Below are 20,735 nucleotides of genomic sequence, written 5' to 3'. Positions count from 1 at the left end.
CGACGTCCTCTGCGCTACTTGAATCCCTTCTCTTTCTTAATCAGATCGTACGCGGCCTGGATCTCCTGCGCCTTCTGCTTGGCCAGCTCCATCATCTCCGGCGGCAGCCCTTTAGCCACCAGCTTATCGGGGTGGTGCTCGCTCATCAGCTTACGATACGCACGCTTGATCGTGGTCGCATCGGCGCTCGGCGCAACCCCCAGTACCTTACAGGCATCCTCCAGCGTCGGCCCCTGGGGCGGCGTATAGAATCCCCCCTGCTGGTAACCCCCTTGCTGTCCCCCCGCCTGATGATAGCCGCCGCCAAACTGGCGCCCGCCCTCCATCATGCCCAGAAACTGATCGAACTGCGCACGAGAAAAACCCAGCTCTTCGGCGATCACATACAGCACCGCCCGCTCATTCGGGTGCAGCTGCCCATCGGCGAACGCCGCCTGCAGCTGGATCTCCAAAAAGATACGGATCAGATCGATACGGCCAAAGCAGACGCTGCGCAGTTCGCGCAGACGCTCTCGCAGCGGGTAGCCGGGCTCCTTGCCTTCGCGGAAGGCCTGCTGCGCCATCAGCCGAGCATCGCCGTGCAGATTCAGGCGATCCATAAACATGGAGGCGACCTGAATATCGGCCTCCGTCACCCGCCCTTTCGACTTTGTCAGATGTCCCATGACCTGAAAGGTGGTGCGGAAAAACAGCCCCTGACGCTGCTGCTGATTGGCAAAATAGCCCTGACGCTTAATCGCGCGCGACTTATCAAACATATGGCCAATCAAAAAGCCCAGCACTACGCCCCAGAAACCGATCCCGGCCATCAGGCCCAGCAGCACCCCTACTAATTTACCCCAATAGCGCATATCGTCCTCAATTCATCATGTCGTGGGACATAATTTGCTTTATCATACCTGTCATTTATTCTGACACCTAATGGCAGCGACGCTGAGCCACAATTTAACACTAGCGCCACGCTGACGGGTAAGATAGTCTCTGACCGATTGCGGCAAGACGCCTCTGATGACGGAATCCCTGACACCGCGTATGAAAAAAAGTATACCCACGCTGATAGCCACCCTCGTCTGGTCAGCGCTTTACAGTCAGCATGCGCTGGCCTCCCTCGCCGAACAGTGCCTGATCGGCGTTCCCGTGTATGACAAACCGTTGGTTTCTGGCGATATCAATAGCCTTCCGGTACACATTACCGCCGATAAGAGCGAAGCCAACTACCCGAACAACGCCCTGTTCCACGGCAACGTCGATATTCAGCAGGGCAATAGCACCCTGACCGCCGACAAGGTTCAGCTGGATCAGAAAGCGATCCAGGGGCATCCCGATCCGCTGCGCACCGTGACCGCGATCGGCAATGTACACTACGCGGACAGTCAGATCCGCCTGCAGGGCCCCAGCGCCTGGTCCAACCTGAATAACAAAGATACCAACGTCTGGCGCGGCGACTACCAGTTCGTCGGTCGCCAGGGGCGCGGCGATGCCGATCTGATGAAGACCCGCGACGCCAACCGCTACACCATCCTGGATAACGGGACCTTTACCTCCTGTCTGCCGGGCGACAACAGCTGGAGCATCGCCGGCTCCGAGATCATTCAGGATCGCCAGGAGCAGGTGGCCGAGATCTGGAACGCCCGCTTCAAGATCGGGCCGGTTCCGGTCTTCTATAGCCCGTATCTGCAGTTTCCGACCGGCAGCACGCGCCGCTCCGGCTTTTTGATCCCCACCATAAACTACTCCAACGGCGATGGGATCGAGTTTACCCTGCCCTGGTACTGGAACATCGCCCCGCAGGCCGACGCCACCTTTACTCCGCACTACATGGAAAAACGCGGTCTGCAGCTGCAAAACGAATTCCGCTATCTGAGCGAATTCGGCATGGGTCTGGTCGAGTTTGACTGGCTGGGCAACGATCGGCAGTTCCAGCAGGATCGTCAAAATCAGGGCATTACTGGGCAGGCGCTGGACGACCTGAAGAACCGCGATCGCTGGCTGTTCTACTGGCGCCACTTTGGCGTGCTCGACCACTGGCGCTTCGGCGTCGATTACACCAAGGTCAGCGATCCCTACTACTTCACCGACCTGAACTCCGCCTACGGCTCCAGCACCAGCGGCTACGCTACGCAGAAATTTACCCTGGGCTATGCCGAGACCAACTGGAATGCGACGCTCTCGACCACCCAGTTCCAGGTGTTCGCCAACGCGGGGGACGTCAACGCCTACCGCACCGCACCGCAGCTGGATCTGAACTACTACAAAAACGATCTGGGGCCGTTCGACTTCACCCTGTACGGTCAGGCGGTCAAGTTCACCAACGACAACGTCTACCTGCCCGAGGCCGACCGCTACCACGTCGAGCCGGTCCTGTCGCTGCCGCTGTCCAACCGCTGGGGGAGTCTCAATACCGAAGCGAAGCTGATGGCGACCCACTATCAGCAGGATGTCCCCACCCAAGGCAACCTGACGCAGCTGAAGGACAACGTCAACCGCGTGATGCCGGAGTTTAAGATCGACGGCAAGATGGTCTTTGAGCGAGACGCCACGCTGCTAAACGGCTATACCCAGACGCTGGAGCCGCGCGCCCAGTATCTGTACATTCCGTACCGCAACCAGAGCGACATTTACTCTTACGACTCCACCCTGCTGCAGACCGATTATACCGGTCTGTTCCGCGACCGCAGCTACAGCGGTCTGGACCGCATCGCCTCGGCCAATCAGGTCACGACCGGCCTGACGACCCGCCTGTACGATGACGAGCAGAACGAACGCTTCAACGCCTCTATCGGGCAGATCTACTACTTCTCACCGTCGCGTACCGGCGATGAAACCACCAATATCGATCGCCACGATAACACCGGCAGCCTGGTATGGGCCGGGGACAGCTACCTTAAGCTGACCGATAACTGGGGTCTGCGCGGCGGTCTGCAGTATGATACCCGCCTGAACAGCGTGGCGCTGGGCAACGCGGTGATGGAGTATCGTAAGGACGCCGAGAGCGTACTGCAGCTCAGCTATCGCTACGCCAGCCCGGAGTACATCACCTCCATGCTGCCAAGCTACGCCAACAATGCCATCTACAACCAGGGCATCAGCCAGGCCGGGATCATCGGCAGCCTGCCGTTGGCCGATCGCTGGGCGATGGTCGCCGGCTACTACTATGACACCAAGGCGAAGCAGTCCGCCGATGCCATCGCCGGTCTGCAGTACAATACCTGCTGCTGGTCGGTGGGCGTCACCTATGAGCGTAAGATCAACAGCTGGGACAGCGCGACCCAGAACAGCAAGTATGACAACAAGTTCTCGTTCAAGTTTGCCCTGCGCGGGATGAACCAGAACTACAGCCTAGGCACGGCAGAGATGCTGCGCTCCGGCATTCTGCCTTATCAACGCGCTTTCTAACATTTGGCGCAATGCGTGGTCTAACGGTACAAAAATGCAGATAATACCGTTAGCCACAGGCTGTCGGCAGTCAGGTAAAACCTAAACCCGCCGTGGGCGGATTAATACAATGGGATAGTTATGAAGAACTGGAGAACGCTGATCCTCGGCGTGGCGCTGTGCGCCAATACCGCCTTTGCGGCCCCCCAAGTCGTCGATAAAGTCGTGGCTATCGTAGACAACGGCGTCGTGCTGGAAAGCGACGTCGACGGCATGATGAAGTCGGTAAAGCTCAACGCCCAACAGGCTGGTCAACAGCTGCCGGACAATGCCACTCTGCGCCATCAGATCCTCGAGCGACTGATCATGGACAACGTGCAGCTGCAGATGGCCAAGCGCATGGGGCTGGAGATCTCTGACAGCGAGCTGGATAACGCCATTAACGGCATCGCCCAGCAGAACCACATCAGCATGCAGCAGCTGCGCAGCCGCCTCGCGGCCGACGGTCTCGACTACAAGACCTACCGCGCCCAGATCCGCAAAGAGATGCTGATCAGCGAAGTCCGTAATAACGAGGTGCGCCGCCGCGTCACCATTCTGCCGCAGGAGGTCGATGCGCTGGCCAAGCAAATCGGCAGCCAGAACAGCGGCGAAACCGCCGTTAACCTGAGCCACATCCTGATCCCGCTGCCGGAGAATCCGACCCAGCAGCAGGTCAGCGAGGCCCAGCAGCAGGCAGAGTCGCTGATCCAGCAGCTGCACCAGGGCGCCAGCTTTGCCAAGCTGGCGGCGGCCTACTCCGCCGATCCTCAGGCGCTGAAAGGCGGCGAGATGGGCTGGGGGCGCCTGCAAGAGCTGCCGACCCTGTTCGCTGAGGCCCTGCAGAGCGCCAAGAAAGGGGATATCGTCGGGCCTATCCGCTCCGGCGTCGGTTTCCATATTCTGCGGGTCAACGATCTGCGCGGCGATCAGGCCAACGTCTCCGTCACCGAAGTGCACGCGCGTCATATTCTGCTGCGCACCTCGCCGGTCATGAGCGATGCCCAGGCGCGTGCCAAGCTAGAGGCGCTCTCCGCCCAGATCACGTCCGGCAAGATCACCTTTGAACAGGCGGCGAAAGAGTATTCACAGGATCCGGGCAGCGCGCAGAAAGGCGGTGATCTGGGATGGGCGGTACCGTCCATGTACGATCCGGCCTTCCGCGATGCACTGATGAAGCTGAACAAGGGTGAGATAAGTCAGCCGGTGCACTCCAACTTTGGCTGGCACCTGATCCAGCTGCTGGGGACCCGTCAGGTCGATCGCACCGATGAGGCCCAGAAAGAGCGCGCCTATCGCATGCTGTTTAACCGTAAATTTGCCGAAGAAGCACAGACCTGGCTGCAGGAGCAACGCGCGGCGGCCTATGTGAAGATCCTGGGCAACAACAGCGCAAACGGAGCCCAGTAATCCCATGGCACCGATTCGTCGCATTGTCATCACCCCCGGCGAGCCGGCCGGGGTAGGACCGGAGCTGATCGTCCAGCTGGCGCAGCGGCCCTGGCCTGCCGAGCTGGTGGTGTGCGCCGATCCGAGCCTGCTAGAGGCGCGTGCCCGCGCGCTGGGGCTACCGCTAACGCTGCGCCGCTACGATCCGGCGCTGCCGGCCCAGGCGCAGCAGGCGGCTACCCTGACGGTGTTGCCGATCCCGCTGGAGGCCGACGTTATCCCCGGCGAACTCAACGTCGCCAACGGAAACTATGTGGTCGCTACGCTGGCGCGCGCCTGCGACGGCTGCCTGAGCGGCGAGTTTGCCGCGCTGGTGACCGGCCCGGTGCACAAAGGGATCATTAACGATGCCGGCGTCCCCTTCACCGGGCATACCGAGTTCTTCGCCGATCGCAGCGGCTGCCCGCGCGTCGTGATGATGCTGGCCAGCGAGCACCTGCGCGTCGCACTGGCGACCACTCACTTACCGCTGCAGGAGGTTCCCGCAGCGATTACGCCGCAGACGCTGCGCGAGGTAATCACCATTCTGGACGCCGATCTGCGCCGCCGATTCGGTCTTCACCAGCCGCATATCTACGTCTGCGGACTCAACCCACACGCCGGTGAAGGCGGGCATATGGGGCGAGAGGAGCTGGATATTATCATCCCGACCCTCGATGCCCTGCGCGCCAGCGGTATTCGCCTTACCGGCCCGCTGCCCGCCGACACGCTGTTCCAGCCGAAATACCTGGACGACGCCGACGCGGTGCTGGCGATGTATCACGATCAGGGACTGCCGGTACTCAAATACCAGGGATTTGGCCACGCGGTCAACATTACGCTGGGGCTGCCGTTTATCCGCACCTCGGTAGATCACGGCACCGCGCTGGATCTGGCCGCCAGCGGTCAGGCGCAGCCCGGCAGCTTTATCACCGCATTAAATCTTGCCATAGAGATGACCAACCACAGCAATGAATAGTAGAGTGCACCAGGGGCATTTGGCCCGTAAACGCTTTGGACAGAACTTCCTGACCGATCAATTCGTGATCGACAGCATCGTGTCCGCCATCAATCCCCTGCCGGGTCAGGCCGTGGTCGAAATCGGCCCGGGCCTCGGCGCGCTGACCGAGCCGGTCGCCGACCGCATGGACAAAATGACCGTCATCGAGCTGGACAGGGATCTGGCCGAGCGTCTGTCTACCCATCCGTTTATCAGCCGTAAGCTGACCATTCGTCAGCAGGATGCCATGACCGTCGACTTCAGCGAGATGGCGCGTGAGGCGGGCCAGCCGCTGCGCGTGTTCGGCAACCTGCCGTATAACATCTCCACCCCGCTGATGTTTCATCTGTTCAGCTACGCATCCGCCATCGGCGATATGCATTTTATGCTGCAGAAAGAAGTTGTTAACCGCCTTGTCGCCGGACCGGACAGCAAAACCTATGGCCGTCTGAGCGTTATGGCGCAATACTACTGTCAGGTGATCCCGGTTCTGGAAGTGCCGCCCAGCGCTTTCCGCCCGGCACCTAAGGTGGATTCTGCCGTGGTTCGCCTGATCCCACACCGTGAGCTGCCCTATCCGGTCAGCGACGTGCGCGTGTTGAGCCGCATCACGACAGAAGCCTTTAACCAACGGCGCAAGACCGTCCGCAACAGTCTTGGCCATCTGTTCAGCGCCGACCAGCTCAGCGCGCTGGGAATCGATCCGGCACGCAGAGCAGAAACGCTGTCCGTGGCAGACTACTGCAGACTGGCCAACTGGCTGTGTGAACACCCACAGGCTCAGTAACCGTGCAAACAGGAGCCTTACGTTATGCTCGATGCACCCCGTATCATCGTTCAGGTACAGAGTGTTTATGCCGAGTCGCAGTCGCTGCCTGAAGAGGCGCGCTTCGTCTTTGCCTATACCGTCACTCTGCGTAATCTGGGCCGCTTTAACGTACAGCTCCTGCGTCGCTACTGGCTAATAACCAACGGCAACGGCCGCCAGACTGAAGTCCAGGGCGAAGGGGTCATCGGCGAACAGCCGCTGATCCTGCCCAGCGGCGAGTTTCAGTACACCAGCGGCGCCATCATCGAAACGCCCTGCGGTACCATGGAGGGGCACTACGAAATGGTTGACCATCAGGGACATACCTTTCGTATCGCCATTCCGGTCTTCCGCCTGGCCATTCCCAGCCTGATTAACTGATTCTATGTCGACACTGCTTATTGGCGACGTTCATGGCTGCTACCATGAACTGCGCGACCTGCTTTCTCTGGCGGGCTTCGATCCCGCCCGCGACACGCTGTGGCTGACCGGCGATCTGGTCGCCCGCGGCCCCGATTCTCTGGCGGTACTGCGCTATGTCAAATCCCTTGGCGACAGCGTACGTCTGGTGCTTGGTAACCATGACCTGCACCTGCTGGCCGTTTATGCCGGCATCAGTCGGAATAAGCCCAAGGATAAACTGACGCCGCTGCTGGAGGCGCCGGATGCGGACAGCCTGATCAACTGGCTGCGCCGCCAGCCGGTGCTGCAGGTCGATAGCGATCTGCACCTGGTGATGGCACACGCGGGCATCAGCCCACAGTGGGATCTGACCACCGCGCAGCGCTGCGCGCGCGAGGTCGAAGCCATGCTGGCCAGCGACAGCTACCCCTTCTTTCTCAATGCCATGTACGGCGATATGCCGAATAACTGGAGCGAGTCGCTCAGCGGTCTGGCGCGCCTGCGCTTTACCACCAATGCCCTGACCCGGATGCGCTACTGCTTTCCCGGCGGTGAGCTGGACATGATCTGTAAGGATGCCCCGGACGATGCGCCGGCGCCGCTGCGCCCCTGGTTCGATCTCGACAGCCCGGTGCGCGGGGCTGGCTACAGCATCGCCTTCGGTCACTGGGCCTCGCTGGAGGGGCGCGGCACGCCGCCGCAGGTCTACGCCCTGGATACCGGCTGCTGCTGGGGCGGCACCCTGACGGCCCTGCGCTGGGAGGATCGCCGCAGCTTCAGCGTGCCCTCTCGCCGCGCATCTCGCCACGCCAAAGCGGAATAGCCCAGCCCCCCTTCCCCGCCGCCGCGCGACGGCGTAGCGGCGCGCTGACGACGGGGAGCGCGAGCTAGGGGCACGATTCAGGCAGTATTTTCCCGCCGCAGCGGCCTCATCGCCCCCTATACCGCGGTAGGATTGCGTAGGGTTAAGACGCGATGACGGCGTGGTGGAAAGCGCGGAGAGCGTACAGAGAAAGGGCGCGGCGCCGGTTAACGGCGATCCAGGATCTCAAAACAGTAGGCGTGTGAATTGTCGCTATCGGCGTCATGAAACTCGCTGAAGCACGTCTGCCACTCATCCGGCGCATAGTCGGGAAAATAGGTGTCCCCGGCGACGTCAGCGTCCACATGGGTCAGATACAGTCGGCTCGCCTGCGGCAAAAACTGGCTGTAAATGCTGCCTCCGCCGATGATCATCACCTCTTGCGCCTCCGCTGCGGCCTCCAGCGCGGCCTGAGGCGTCGTCACCCAGGTGACGCGATCGTCGCAGCCCGCCCGGCGGCTGATCACGATGTTATGACGCCCCGGCAGCGGACGCCCGATGGACTCATAGGTTTTACGCCCCATGATCACCGGTTTTGCCAGAGTATTACGCTTAAACCACGCAAGATCGGCCGGCAAATGCCACGGCATCGCATTGTCTAAACCGATCACACGATCCGCGCTCAGTGCGGCGATCAGGCTGATAATCATGCTTGTCTGTCCTGTCTGGGAGAAAAAGTGCGCACACTATACGGAATGGCCGCGCAGGCGTCGATAGCCTGCGGCGGGTAAATCTATATGCAAAGTAAAATTCCGCAGTAAAGCTTAACAGCAGTCAATTAGACGCCGGGACGCTTACGATATAGCCATATTCCCGGTAATGACAGGCCGATGGAGAGGGCGCCCACGATAAACGAGGCCTTGAGAAAGTTGGTGACCATGCTGGCGAACAGCGGCTCGGAATAGCCACTGCGGGAGATCTCGACTACGGCGATCATCGCCCGATAGGCGTAGATGCCGGGAAACATCGGGATCACCGCCGCGACGGTAAACACCTTGGGGTGCGCCAGCAGCCAGCGCGACCACTGAATACCGATGATACCAATCAGGATCGCCGCCATCAGCGACGCCCACTCGATATTCAGCCCTAGCGTGATCAGCAGCAGACGGGAACCGTGGCCGATCGCCCCCAGCAGCGCGCAGTAGCGCAAGGCCCGGTTTGGCACGTTGAACACCATGGCAAACCCCAGCGCAGGGATGGCCGCCAGCAGCATATCCTGTAATAATTGTAAGAGTAGCGTCATCATGCCCATCCCTGTAGCCCCCACAGCGACAGCGCCATCACAACGCCGAGACAGGTAGCCAGCGTCAGCAGCGTCGCCATAGCCCAGCGGGCCAGTCCGGTGTTGACATGCCCTTTAAACATATCCGCCACCGCATTGATCAGCGGGAACCCCGGGACCAGCAGCAGAATGCTGGCCGCCATGGCAATCAGCGATGTCTCGGCAAACGCGCTCAGCTGCAGCAGGGCGCCGGAGACCGAGGTGGCAATAAAGGCCGTAATACAAAAGTTAATCAGCGGATTAAGCTGGCGATGCGTCATGAGCTGCCGGGCGTACATGGCCACCGCGCTGGCAAAAAAGGCCACCAGCGCACCGTCCCAGCCGCCGCCGTTCAGTTTGCAGAAGCAGGCGCAGGAGAGGCCGACCATCAGCACCACCAGCGCGCGCGGATAGCGCAGCGGGCGGATATGCTCCAACCGTCGGCGCACATCGCTCATGTCCAGCAGGCGGTGCTCCGCCATAATCACAATATGCTGCACCTCGGTCACCACGTGCATATTGATGCCGCGATCGACATTCTTACGCGTCGACGTCAGACAGCGGCCACCTTTAATGGTGGTCAACACCACCGCATTGGCGGAAATAGAGCTCTCTACGCTGTCTACGCCCAGCGCCAGCCCCAGCCGGGTAGAAAGCTGTTCGACCAACATGCTCTCGGCGCCGTGCTGCAGCAGAAAAAGGGCACAGTGAATACACAGGCGGGTTATCTCCCGCTGGCGATCAGACTCCACAATCGACTCCTGTCAGGGTGATCCCGTCATCCCGTCGCCGCGACTCCAGCGCCGATGGCAACGGTCCCGCGGCGCAGACCACCCGCACCGCGGTGATTTATTGTGCCACAACGCCGCACGTCGCGTAACCTGCCGCCCCCATCCCACGGCGGCAAGTTTCCGCACCGCCCAGCCGGCAACAAAAAGGCCCGGCGTCGCCGGGCCTTGCTCCACGCCGCGCCGTTACTTCAGGCGGGCATGCATCTCCTGTACCGAAATCACCTGCTCGGTCGGATCCGCGTTCAGCGCCATCGCCGTAGCAAAGCCGCCGTTCAAGGTGGTGTCATAGTGCACCTTGTAGCGCAGCGCGCTGCGACGGATCAGCTTAGAGTCCTCGATCGCCTGACGCCCGGCGGTGGTGTTCACAATATAGGTGTACTCGCCATTCTTGATGCGATCCTGAATGTGCGGGCGCCCCTCATGCACTTTGTTGACCAGACGCGGGTTGATACCGGCCTCCCCCAGCACCACCGCGGTGCCGTGGGTCGCATCCAGCTCAAAGCCCTGCTTGAGCAGCTTGGCCGCCAGATCCACCACCCGGTGCTTATCGCCCTCGCGGACTGACAGCAGGGCGCGGCCCGGGGTCTTCACCTGTGACTGACTGCCGAGCATCGCCTTGGCAAAGGCCTCGGCAAAGGTCCGGCCCACGCCCATCACCTCACCGGTAGAGCGCATCTCCGGCCCCAGAATCGGGTCGACGCCGGGGAACTTGGCAAACGGCAGCACCACCTCTTTGACGGAGTAATAGGGCGGGATCACCTCTTCCGTCATTCCCTGCTGCGCCAGCGTCTGCCCCACCATCACCCGGGCGGCCACCTTGGCCAAGGGGACGCCGGTCGCCTTGGAGACGAAGGGCACGGTACGGGCGGCGCGTGGGTTGACCTCAATTAGGTACACCTGGTTATCTTTGACGGCAAACTGCACGTTCATCAGACCCCGCACGCACAGCTCCATCGCCAGCTTCTCCGCCTGGCGGCGCAGCTCGTCCTGGATCTCCGCACTCAGGGTGTAGGCCGGCAGCGAACAGGCGGAGTCACCGGAGTGCACCCCCGCCTGCTCAATGTGCTCCATAATGCCGCCGATCAGCACGCGCTCACCGTCACAGATGGCATCGACGTCCACTTCGACCGCATCGTCCAGGAAGTGATCCAGCAGCACCGGCGCATCGTTGGAGACGCTGACCGCCGTCTGGAAGTAGCGCCGCAGATCGCTCTCGTCGTAGACGATCTCCATCGCTCGACCGCCGAGGACATAAGAGGGGCGCACCACCAGCGGATAGCCTATCTGAGCCCCCTTCTCCACCGCCTGCTCAATGGCCGTGACGGTGGCGTTGGCCGGCTGCTTCAGCCCCAGGCGATTCACCGCCTGCTGGAAGCGCTCGCGATCCTCGGCGCGGTCAATCGCGTCTGGGCTGGTGCCGATAACCGGCACGCCGGCGGCCTCTAATGCCCGGGCCAGCTTCAGCGGCGTCTGGCCGCCGTACTGTACGATCACCCCCTGCGGGCGCTCGACGGCGACGATCTCCAGCACATCCTCCAGCGTGACCGGCTCAAAGTAGAGGCGGTCAGAGGTATCATAATCCGTAGAGACCGTTTCGGGGTTACAGTTGACCATGATGGTTTCATAGCCATCCTCACGCAGCGCCAGCGACGCATGCACGCAGCAGTAGTCAAACTCAATCCCCTGGCCGATACGGTTCGGGCCACCGCCCAGCACCATGATCTTCGGGCGATCGTGCGTCGGGTTAGCCTCGCACTCCTCTTCATAGGTGGAGTAAAGGTAGGCCGTGTCGGTCGCGAATTCAGCCGCGCAGGTGTCCACGCGCTTATACACCGGATGCAGCCCCTGCTTATGGCGCAGCTTGCGAATCTCGCTCTCTGCCACGCCGGCCAAACGGGCCAGGCGTGCATCGGCAAACCCTTTACGCTTCAGCTGACGCAGGAAATCCGGCGTCAGGCCATTGATGCCCACGTCGGCAACCCGCTCCTCCAGGCGCACCAGCTCCTCGATCTGCACCAGGAACCAGCGATCGATGTTGGTCAGGTTAAATACCCCATCCACCGACAGGCCGGCGCGGAAGGCATCCGCGACATACCAGATACGCTCGGCGCCGGCATCTTTCAGCTCGCGACGGATCTTGGTCAACGCCTGCGGATCGTCTAAGTTCACCTTAGGATCGAAGCCGCTCACGCCGACCTCCAGCCCGCGCAGCGCCTTCTGCAGCGACTCCTGCTGGGTACGGCCAATCGCCATCACCTCACCCACCGACTTCATCTGCGTGGTCAGGCGATCGTTAGCACCGGCAAACTTTTCAAAGTTGAAGCGCGGGATCTTGGTCACCACGTAGTCGATAGAGGGCTCAAACGACGCCGGCGTACGCCCCCCGGTGATGTCGTTCATCAGCTCGTCCAGGGTGTAGCCCACCGCCAGCTTGGCCGCGACTTTGGCGATCGGGAAACCGGTCGCCTTAGAGGCCAGCGCAGAAGAACGCGATACGCGCGGGTTCATCTCGATAACGATCAGACGGCCGTTTTTCGGGTTAACCGCAAACTGTACGTTGGAGCCACCGGTCTCCACGCCTATCTCACGCAGTACCGCCATCGAGGCGTTACGCATGATTTGATACTCTTTATCGGTCAGGGTCTGCGCCGGCGCGACGGTAATCGAATCACCGGTGTGGATCCCCATCGGATCAATGTTTTCGATAGCGCAGACGATAATGCAGTTGTCGTTCTTATCGCGCACCACCTCCATCTCATACTCTTTCCAGCCGATCAGCGACTCATCGATCAGCAGCTCATTGGTCGGTGAAAGATCCAGACCGCGCGCGCAGATCTCTTCAAACTCTTCGCGGTTGTACGCGATACCGCCGCCGGTGCCGCCCATCGTAAACGACGGGCGGATAATGCAGGGGAAACCGACCTGCTCCGCCACCGCCAGCGACTCTTCCAGACTGTGAGCGATGCCAGAGCGCGCGGTATCCAGGCCGATCTTCTTCATCGCCTGGTCGAAGCGTCGACGATCCTCAGCCTTATCGATGGCGTCGGCCGTCGCGCCGATCATGGTCACGCCAAACTCGGCCAACACCCCCTGGCGCTCCAGCTCCAGGGCACAGTTCAGCGCCGTCTGGCCACCCATCGTCGGCAGCACCGCATCGGGACGCTCTTTTTCGATGATCTTCCGCACGACTTCCCAGTGAATCGGCTCAATATAGGTCGCGTCGGCCATCTCCGGGTCGGTCATAATAGTGGCCGGGTTGGAGTTAACCAGGATGACGCGGTAGCCCTCTTCGCGCAGTGCCTTACAGGCCTGAGCGCCGGAGTAGTCGAACTCGCACGCCTGGCCGATGACGATCGGCCCGGCGCCCAGGATCAGGATGCTTTTAATATCAGTACGTTTTGGCATAGTTGTTCAGGCTCCCTGATTACTTGGCGGTACGGCGGTAGTTTTCAATCAGCGTCATAAAATGGTCGAACAGCGGTGCAGCATCGTGTGGCCCGGGGCTGGCCTCTGGGTGCCCCTGGAAACTGAACGCCGGGCGATCGGTGCGATGAATGCCCTGCAGCGAACCGTCGAACAGCGACTTATGGGTCGCCCGCAGCGTCGCCGGCAGCGTCGCTTCATCCACGGCAAAGCCGTGGTTCTGTGCGGTGATCATCACTCGGTCATGATCCAAATCCTTCACCGGATGGTTGCCGCCGTGATGGCCAAACTTCATTTTTACCGTCTGCGCGCCGCTGGCCAGCGCCAGCAGCTGATGCCCCAGGCAGATACCAAACAGCGGGATCTCTCCGCGCAGGAAGGTCGCGATAGCCTCGATGGCATAGTCACAGGGGGCCGGATCGCCGGGACCGTTGGACAGGAAAATACCGTCCGGATTCAGCGCCAGCACATCCTGCGCGGACGTCTGGGCCGGCACCACCGTCAGACGGCAGCCGCGGTCCACCAGCATCCGCAGGATATTGCGCTTCACGCCGAAGTCATAGGCCACCACGTGGTAGGGCAGCGCCGCGTCCTCACTGGGCGCCGGCAGCCCATCCTTCAGCGTCCAGCTGCCCTGGCGCCACTCATAGGGTTCCTGGGTCGTCACCTCTTTCGCCAGATCCATCCCCTTCAGGCCGGGGAACGCGCGCGCCTTCTCCAGCGCCAGCGCGGCATCTGGCTCACACCCGCTCTCTGCGGTGATGATGCAGCCGTTCATCGCCCCTTTCTCGCGCAGCAGGCGGGTCAGTTTACGGGTATCGATATCGGCGATAGCGACCACGCGGTGACGGCGCAGATAGTCCGGCAGCGTCTCTTGGCAGCGAAAGTTGCTGGCGATCGGCGGCAGATCGCGCACGATCAGCCCCTGTGCATGTACGGCGGAAGATTCTTCATCGGCGGCGTTGGTACCGACATTGCCAATATGGGGATAGGTAAGCGTGACGATCTGACGGGAATAGGAGGGGTCGGTGAGAATTTCTTGGTAGCCGGTCATCGAGGTATTGAAGACCACTTCCCCCACGGCCGATCCATCTGCCCCGATCGACCTGCCGTGAAACTGGGTTCCGTCTTCCAGAACCAAAAGCGCTGACTTAATCAAAACACCCTCCAAAGGAATACTCAGTCACAATATATGCATATTAATTCAGATATTGCATCGTGAATCAATCGCAAAAACTGCCACTGCGGCGAATTTCTGACAAATTGCGCGCATTCTAATGATGCATCCGCTCATTGTCCAGATGAAAGGGGAGTTTTTTATGTTTTTTTACAAATCTTAGCGTGTTTTTGATGCCAAACGACTAAAAACACCAATTTTAGGAAAGGAGAAAACGGTTGCCGGGCACAGATATCAAAGGCAATGACGCTATAATGCGTTTTTTCCCTGAAAAAATCAAGACGCGGGCGGAGCGGCGGGGGTAAATAAACTGAAAACCGTAAAAATCACCATGCTGACAAACTTAAATTTAAATCTGCACCATAAATAAAAAATGTGATGAAAAACACATTGTTTTCATCACATTAAATAACAAAACAACCATACCATCTATCGGATAAATGGCCTTTTATAGGGTGTCGAGAGCCAAAACATCACACATATCGTACATCCCCGGCTGCTGCGCGCCGAGCCACAGCGCCGCTCGCATTGCGCCGCTGGCAAAGGTCATGCGGCTCGACGCCTTATGGGTAATCTCCAGACGCTCGCCAACATCGGCGAACAGGGCGGTATGCTCGCCCACGATATCGCCGGCGCGCAGCGTTGCGAAACCGATGCTGCCAGGAACCCGCTCCCCAGTGTGTCCCTGGCGAGTATAGACCGCACAGCTTTCCAGGCGGCGGCCCAACGCACCGGCGATCGCCTCGCCCATCGCCAGCGCCGTCCCCGATGGCGCATCGACTTTATGGCGATGATGCGCTTCAAGAATTTCAATATCGCAGTAGCTCCCCATCACCTGCGCCGCCTTTTCCAGCAGACGCAACATCACGTTCACCCCCACGCTGAAGTTGGCGGCCAAAACGATAGCGATATGCTGTGAAGCCGCCTCAATCGTCGCCTTTTCCTGCTCGCTGAAGCCGGTCGTCCCAATGACCATCGCTTTACCGTGCGCCTGACAAAAGGCCAGATGCGCCATCGTTCCCTCGGGACGGGTAAAGTCGATCAGGACATCAAACTGCCCCGCAACCCGCTCCAGCGATGACTCGACCGTCACACCGGTTATGCCACAGCCCGCCAGTTCGCCGGCGTCGCAGCCCAGCAGGCTGGAGCCCTCCCGCTCCAGCGCCGCCCCCAGCGTCACGCCGGGGATCGCCGCGGTCGCCGCAATCAGCTGACGCCCCATTCGACCGCCGGCACCGGCGATCGCGACCCGAATCTGTTCTGCCATCTTCCGTCTCCCTTATGATGCTTTCTTCGCTGTCCGTCGGCGTCGCGTAGCTCGCGGCGTACCGCACGGTTCTTCTGTTTGGTTGCTTTTCAGGTTAACGGCTGTCTCAGCCCTGAGCCAGAAAAAATCGGTAATAATGCAAAAATTCACCGACGATGGCCGTCCGCCGCGGCCGCCGCGACGCTAACTGCATGAATATGCAATTATCACGGCTATCGCCCCCACGATATGCCCTATCACTTTGAGAGAAAAACTATCAAAAATGCCCGTCATGCTCTCAAAGTGATATACAGCCAGTTTTTTCCTGTCTTATAGCGTCATAATTTCCTTGGGATATCTCGATCCGACTCACACTTATGAGGATATATCTCCTCCACTCTATGAGTGTGGCGCATATCTTGCTGCCTTAAGCTATCCCCCAGGCTTATTTCCCCACAGGAGAATACTATGTCTTTAGGATCGCCGCTGCGGCGGGTTGATGCCGAAGCCAAGGTCACCGGACAGGCGCGTTATACCGATGATATGATGATGCCCGGCATGCTCCATGCCTGCTACGTGCGCAGCCGTATCGCCCACGGTAACGTCACCGCCATCGATACCCGGGAAGCGGAGTCCATGCCCGGCGTAGAAGCCGTCTTCACCTTTCACGATGTCCCCTCAGCCCCCTTCCCTACCGCCGGCCATGCCTGGTCACTGGAGCCGGGCAAACGGGATATCGCCGATCGCCATCTGCTGACCGGCCACGTACGCCACTTTGGCGATGGCGTCGCCATCGTCGTCGCCCGCGATCTGCTCAGCGCCGAGCGCGCCGCGGCGCGGGTACAGGTCAGCTATGAGGCGTTGCCGGTGATCACCCGACCACTGGCGGCCCTGGCCGATAATGCGCCGGCCATTCACCCCGGCGGCAATTTACTGCGTCACAGCGAGATCGACGCCGGAGAGCCCGATGCTCGCATGGCCACCGCCGATCTGCAGCTGGAGGGACACTACGAGACGCCGGTGGTGCAGCACTGCCACATGGAGGGTGTGACCTGCTATGCCTATATGGAGCAGCCCGATCACATCGTCATTGTCTCCAGCACCCAAATTCCCCAGATTGTCCGCCGCACCGTCGCCCAGGCCCTCGGTCTCCCCTGGTCGCACGTCCGAGTGATCAAGCCCTACGTCGGCGGCGGATTCGGCAATAAGCAGGATGTGCTAGAAGAGCCCATGGCCGCCTTTTTAACCCAGCGCCTCGGCGGTAAACCGGTCAAGGTCAGCCTGAGCCGCGAGGAGTGCTTCGTCGCCACCCGCACTCGCCATGCCTTCAGCATCGATGCCCGGCTGGGCATGCGTCGGGATGGACAACTGGAGGGCTACCGGCTTACGGTGCTGTCCAACACCGGCGCCTATGCCTCTCACGGCCACTCGATCGCCGCCGCCGGCGCCAATAAAATCAGCTATCTCTATCCCCGCAGCGCCTTTGGCTACTGCGCCGATACGGTATATACCAACCTGCCCGCCGCCGGTGCGATGCGCGGCTACGGCGCGCCGCAGGTCGACTTTGCCCTGGAATGCCTGATGGACGACGCCGCAGCCCGTCTCGATCTCGACCCCCTCGAGGTTCGTCTGCGCAACGTCGCGCGTCAGGGGGACCGCAACCCGGTTAACGGCAAGACCATCTACAGCGCCGGGCTCACCGAATGCCTGGAAAAAGGCCGCCGCCTGTTTGAGTGGGATCAGCGCCGCGCCGAATGTCTGGCCCAGCCGGCCGATGCGCCGGTGCGGCGCGGCGTCGGCGTCGCCTGTTTCAGCTATGGCTCCAATACCTATCCGGTTGGGGTGGAGATCGCCGGCGCCCGCCTGCTGCTCAATCAGGACGGGACAGTCAACCTGCAGATTGGCGCCACCGAAATCGGCCAGGGATCCGACACCGTCTTTGCCCAGATGGCATCGGAGACGCTGGGGATCCCCTTTAAACAGATCCGGGTGATCTCAACTCAGGATACCGATATCACCGCCTTCGATCCCGGCGCCTTTGCCTCACGGCAAAGCTACGTCGCCGCCCCGGCGATCCGCCGAGCGGCGGAGATCATGCGCCAGAAGATCCTGGCGCACGCGGCGCTGATAAGCCACCAGCCGGAGTGGGGATTGACCCTGTGCGACGGTAACGTCGTGATGGCGATGCAGCCGGATCAGGTGCTGATGAGCGTCGCCGATGTCGCCATGCAGGCTTACTACCATCAGGAGATCGGCGCGCAGATCCTGGCCGAGGTCTCCCATAAAACCACCACCAATCCCCCGGCCTTCGGCTGCACCTTTGTCGATCTCAGCATTGATATCGCGCTGTGCCAAGTCACCATTAACCGCATCCTGAATCTGCATGACTCCGGGCGGATCCTCAACCCGCAGCTGGCGGAGGGGCAGGTGCACGGCGGCATGGGAATGGGGATCGGCTGGGCGCTGTTCGAAGAGATGATCATCGATGAGAAGAGCGGCGTGGTACGCAACCCGAATCTGCTCGACTACAAATTCCCCACCTGTGTCGATCTGCCGGATCTGGAGTGCGCCTTTGTCGAGACCGTGGAGCCGCAGTCGGCCTATGGCCACAAGGCGCTGGGTGAGCCGCCGATCATTTCGCCTGGACCGGCGATCCGCAACGCCATTCGCATGGCAACGGGGGTCGCGATCAATGCGCTGCCGATCACCCCCAAAACGCTGTATCGCGAATTTGTGCAGGCCGGACTGATCAGGGAGTAATGCGACATGTATGATATTAAACGCTATCTGCGCGCCACCAGCGCGCGTCATGCCAGCGAGCTGATGCTGGCCCACCCGGACAGCCGGCTGCTGGCGGGCGGTACCGACGTGCTGATCCAGCTGCACCACCATAACGCGCAGTACGCCCATATCGTGGATATCCACGGGCTGCCTGAGCTGTGCGGTATTACAACGTTAGACGATGGCACCCTACGCATCGGCTCCGGCACCACCTTTACTCAGATCATCGAGCACCCGCTGATCCAGACGCACCTGCCGATGCTGGCCGAAGCCGCCGCTACCATCGCCGGTCCGCAAATCCGCAACGTCGCCACCTACGGCGGTAACATCTGCAACGGCGCCACCAGCGCAGACTCCGCCGCCCCCAGCGTCGCGCTCAAGGCTCAGCTGGAGATCCTGACGCCCGACGGCGTGACGATCCGCCCGATCGACGGCTTTCATACCGGACCGGGCAAGGTTGCGCTGAGCCCCGGCGAGATCCTGCTGGCCTTCCGCTTTCACCCCGACGATCACCGCCGCGCCGGCAGCGCCTATATCAAGTATGCCATGCGCGGTGCGATGGATATCGCTACCATCGGCTGCGCGGCGCTGTGTCGCATTGAGTCTGGGCGCTTCAGCGAGCTGCGTCTGGCCTACGGTGTCGCGGCGCCGACGCCGATCCGCTGCCCGCAGGCCGAGGCCTGCGCCAACGGCCAGCCGCTGAGCCGCCAGACGCTGGCCGCCGTCGCCGCCGCCGTCGCCGGTGACGTTTCACCGCGCTCATCCTGGCGCGCAGAAAAGGAATTCCGTTTACACCTGATCCGCACCCTGGCGCAGCGAGCCATTACCCTGGCCGTGCAGCGTGCGGGAGGAGAGATACTATGAATGTCAAAGAGTGGGTTGAAATCTGCTGCCAGATCAATGGGAAAAACTATCAGTTTTGCGTATCGCCGGCGATGTCACTGCTGGAAATGCTGCGCGAGCACGGGCTAACCAGCGTGAAGCAGGGCTGCTGCGTCGGCGAATGCGGCGCCTGCAGCGTATTGATCGATGGCGTGGCAACCGACAGCTGCCTGTATCTGGCGCTGTGGGCCGACGGTAAGCAGATCGTCACGGCCGAAGGGCTGGGGCGAACCGACAGCCTTTCACCGATCCAGCAGGCCTATGTCGACGCCGGCGCCGTGCAGTGCGGCTTCTGTACCCCGGGACTGGTGGTCGCGACCCATGCCCTACTGGCGAAACCGCGCAGCCGCCCGCTGACGCACGAAGAGATCCGCCGCGGCCTCTCCGGTAACCTGTGCCGCTGCACCGGCTATCAGGCCATCGTACGCGCCGTCGATCTCTGCCAGCGCGAAGAAGAGCAGTAAGGGCACCGCAGCAGCGCGCGCCGGCGTAACTCGGTATTGCTGCGGTAATATCGGGTTACACCTATGGAGCCAATATTACATAACAACTTGAAAGTAATGAAAATATTCCAACATGACTGGCAATTTCTCCGCGGGGGACTATGATCAAACGCATTCACTGCGTTTCCACTCGCCTCCCTAGGAGATCATATTATGTTTACCAAGAAAGCACTCGCATGCCTGCTGGTTGCCGGGGGTCTTAGCCTCAGCGCCCAGGCCATGACGCTCAGCAGCCCAACGGTTGACAATGGTAAGTCGCTACAAAACGTGCAGATTTTTAATGGCTGGGGCTGTACCGGACAGAATAAATCACCGGCGCTGGCCTGGAGCGATGTGCCGGCCGGCACGAAGAGTTTTGCCGTCACCATGTATGATCCCGATGCACCGACGGGCAGCGGATGGTGGCACTGGATGATGATCGACATTCCCGCCTCGGTGCATAGCCTGGCGCAAAACGTCGGAGAGAAAGAGAGCCGCGATCTGCCCAAGGGCGCAATCCAGCTGCGCAATGACTTTGGCTATAACGGCTTTGGCGGCGCCTGCCCGCCTCCGGGCGCCAAGCCCCATAACTACCAAATCACCGTATATGCGCTGAATGTCGCGAAGTTAGATATTCCGGCCCACGCCTCCCCCGCCTACGCTGGCTACTTCATCTTGCAGCATAAGATCGGCGAAGCCCGCCTGACGGCGCCGACCAACATGCGCTGAGTCCCGCGTCCCCGGCTCGCCCGATGAAGACATAGGACCACGAAAAACG

Annotated in this window: 17 protein-coding genes; 10 read left to right on the top strand and 7 right to left on the bottom strand. The window is 60.8% G+C overall.

Features of this window, described 5'->3' with window-relative positions:
- Positions 1 to 14: 14 nt before the first annotated feature.
- A complete protein-coding gene (gene djlA / locus BRD58_RS03265; RefSeq protein ID WP_012847475.1) occupies positions 15 to 851 on the bottom strand; it encodes a co-chaperone DjlA in 837 nt (278 codons plus the stop codon).
- 157 nt (positions 852 to 1,008) lie between these two features.
- Here djlA and lptD point away from each other — a divergent pair, with 157 nt between their 5' ends.
- From lptD to apaH, 6 genes are all read left to right on the top strand, one after another.
- Positions 1,009 to 3,396 carry an LPS assembly protein LptD gene (gene lptD, locus BRD58_RS03260; protein WP_069578200.1) on the top strand — a complete coding sequence of 796 codons (2,388 nt, stop codon included), beginning with the start codon at positions 1,009 to 1,011 and terminating at the stop codon, positions 3,394 to 3,396.
- Positions 3,397 to 3,516: 120 nt separating this feature from the next.
- On the top strand, positions 3,517 to 4,824 hold the full coding sequence (gene surA / locus BRD58_RS03255; protein ID WP_015460936.1) for a peptidylprolyl isomerase SurA: 1,308 nt from the start codon (positions 3,517 to 3,519) through the stop codon (positions 4,822 to 4,824).
- A gap of 4 nt (positions 4,825 to 4,828) precedes the next feature.
- Positions 4,829 to 5,821, top strand: coding sequence for a 4-hydroxythreonine-4-phosphate dehydrogenase PdxA (pdxA, locus tag BRD58_RS03250; RefSeq protein WP_069578198.1), 993 nt, complete (start codon positions 4,829 to 4,831; stop codon positions 5,819 to 5,821).
- The gene (rsmA, locus tag BRD58_RS03245) at positions 5,814 to 6,629 is read left to right on the top strand and encodes a 16S rRNA (adenine(1518)-N(6)/adenine(1519)-N(6))-dimethyltransferase RsmA (RefSeq protein ID WP_015460934.1); all 816 of its coding nucleotides are present in this window, start codon (positions 5,814 to 5,816) and stop codon (positions 6,627 to 6,629) included. The genes pdxA and rsmA overlap by 8 nt, the downstream gene beginning before the upstream one ends.
- A 24-nt stretch (positions 6,630 to 6,653) precedes the next feature.
- On the top strand, positions 6,654 to 7,031 hold the full coding sequence (apaG, locus tag BRD58_RS03240; protein WP_012847470.1) for a Co2+/Mg2+ efflux protein ApaG: 378 nt from the start codon (positions 6,654 to 6,656) through the stop codon (positions 7,029 to 7,031).
- 4 nt (positions 7,032 to 7,035) lie between these two features.
- Positions 7,036 to 7,875 (top strand): bis(5'-nucleosyl)-tetraphosphatase (symmetrical) ApaH, encoded by an 840-nt coding sequence (apaH, locus tag BRD58_RS03235; RefSeq protein ID WP_015460933.1) that lies wholly within the window; start codon positions 7,036 to 7,038, stop codon positions 7,873 to 7,875.
- Between the two features lie 206 nt (positions 7,876 to 8,081).
- Here apaH and folA read toward each other — a convergent pair whose 3' ends face one another.
- The 6 genes from folA to dapB form a co-directional block, all read right to left on the bottom strand.
- Complete coding sequence (gene folA / locus BRD58_RS03230; RefSeq protein WP_012847468.1) at positions 8,082 to 8,564, bottom strand: type 3 dihydrofolate reductase; 483 nt, start codon at positions 8,562 to 8,564, stop codon at positions 8,082 to 8,084.
- Positions 8,565 to 8,692: 128 nt separating this feature from the next.
- Complete coding sequence (locus BRD58_RS03225) at positions 8,693 to 9,157, bottom strand: threonine/serine exporter (RefSeq protein WP_034168342.1); 465 nt, start codon at positions 9,155 to 9,157, stop codon at positions 8,693 to 8,695.
- On the bottom strand, positions 9,157 to 9,927 hold the full coding sequence (locus tag BRD58_RS03220; RefSeq protein ID WP_012847466.1) for a threonine/serine exporter family protein: 771 nt from the start codon (positions 9,925 to 9,927) through the stop codon (positions 9,157 to 9,159). Before BRD58_RS03220 ends, BRD58_RS03225 begins: the two co-directional genes overlap by 1 nt.
- A 222-nt stretch (positions 9,928 to 10,149) precedes the next feature.
- Positions 10,150 to 13,371, bottom strand: coding sequence for a carbamoyl-phosphate synthase large subunit (gene carB, locus BRD58_RS03215; RefSeq protein WP_069578196.1), 3,222 nt, complete (start codon positions 13,369 to 13,371; stop codon positions 10,150 to 10,152).
- Positions 13,372 to 13,390: 19 nt separating this feature from the next.
- Positions 13,391 to 14,548, bottom strand: coding sequence for a glutamine-hydrolyzing carbamoyl-phosphate synthase small subunit (gene carA, locus BRD58_RS03210; RefSeq protein ID WP_034168344.1), 1,158 nt, complete (start codon positions 14,546 to 14,548; stop codon positions 13,391 to 13,393).
- Positions 14,549 to 15,014: 466 nt separating this feature from the next.
- Positions 15,015 to 15,833 carry a 4-hydroxy-tetrahydrodipicolinate reductase gene (gene dapB, locus BRD58_RS03205; RefSeq protein WP_012847462.1) on the bottom strand — a complete coding sequence of 273 codons (819 nt, stop codon included), beginning with the start codon at positions 15,831 to 15,833 and terminating at the stop codon, positions 15,015 to 15,017.
- A gap of 447 nt (positions 15,834 to 16,280) precedes the next feature.
- Here dapB and xdhA point away from each other — a divergent pair, with 447 nt between their 5' ends.
- From xdhA to BRD58_RS03185, 4 genes are all read left to right on the top strand, one after another.
- Positions 16,281 to 18,572, top strand: a complete 2,292-nt coding sequence (gene xdhA, locus BRD58_RS03200; protein ID WP_069578194.1) for a xanthine dehydrogenase molybdenum-binding subunit XdhA — start codon at positions 16,281 to 16,283, stop codon at positions 18,570 to 18,572.
- 6 nt (positions 18,573 to 18,578) lie between these two features.
- Complete coding sequence (gene xdhB, locus BRD58_RS03195; protein ID WP_012847459.1) at positions 18,579 to 19,457, top strand: xanthine dehydrogenase FAD-binding subunit XdhB; 879 nt, start codon at positions 18,579 to 18,581, stop codon at positions 19,455 to 19,457.
- A complete protein-coding gene (gene xdhC / locus BRD58_RS03190) occupies positions 19,454 to 19,939 on the top strand; it encodes a xanthine dehydrogenase iron sulfur-binding subunit XdhC (protein ID WP_015460927.1) in 486 nt (161 codons plus the stop codon). The genes xdhB and xdhC overlap by 4 nt, the downstream gene beginning before the upstream one ends.
- Positions 19,940 to 20,131: 192 nt before the next feature.
- A complete protein-coding gene (locus BRD58_RS03185; RefSeq protein ID WP_012847457.1) occupies positions 20,132 to 20,686 on the top strand; it encodes a YbhB/YbcL family Raf kinase inhibitor-like protein in 555 nt (184 codons plus the stop codon).
- Positions 20,687 to 20,735 lie beyond the last annotated feature (49 nt).

The organism is Edwardsiella piscicida (assembly GCF_001896205.1).
Classification (GTDB): Bacteria; Pseudomonadota; Gammaproteobacteria; order Enterobacterales; family Enterobacteriaceae; genus Edwardsiella; species Edwardsiella piscicida.
The sequence above is the reverse complement of the archived record's forward strand: the minus strand, read 5'-3'. Positions and strand labels throughout refer to the sequence as shown.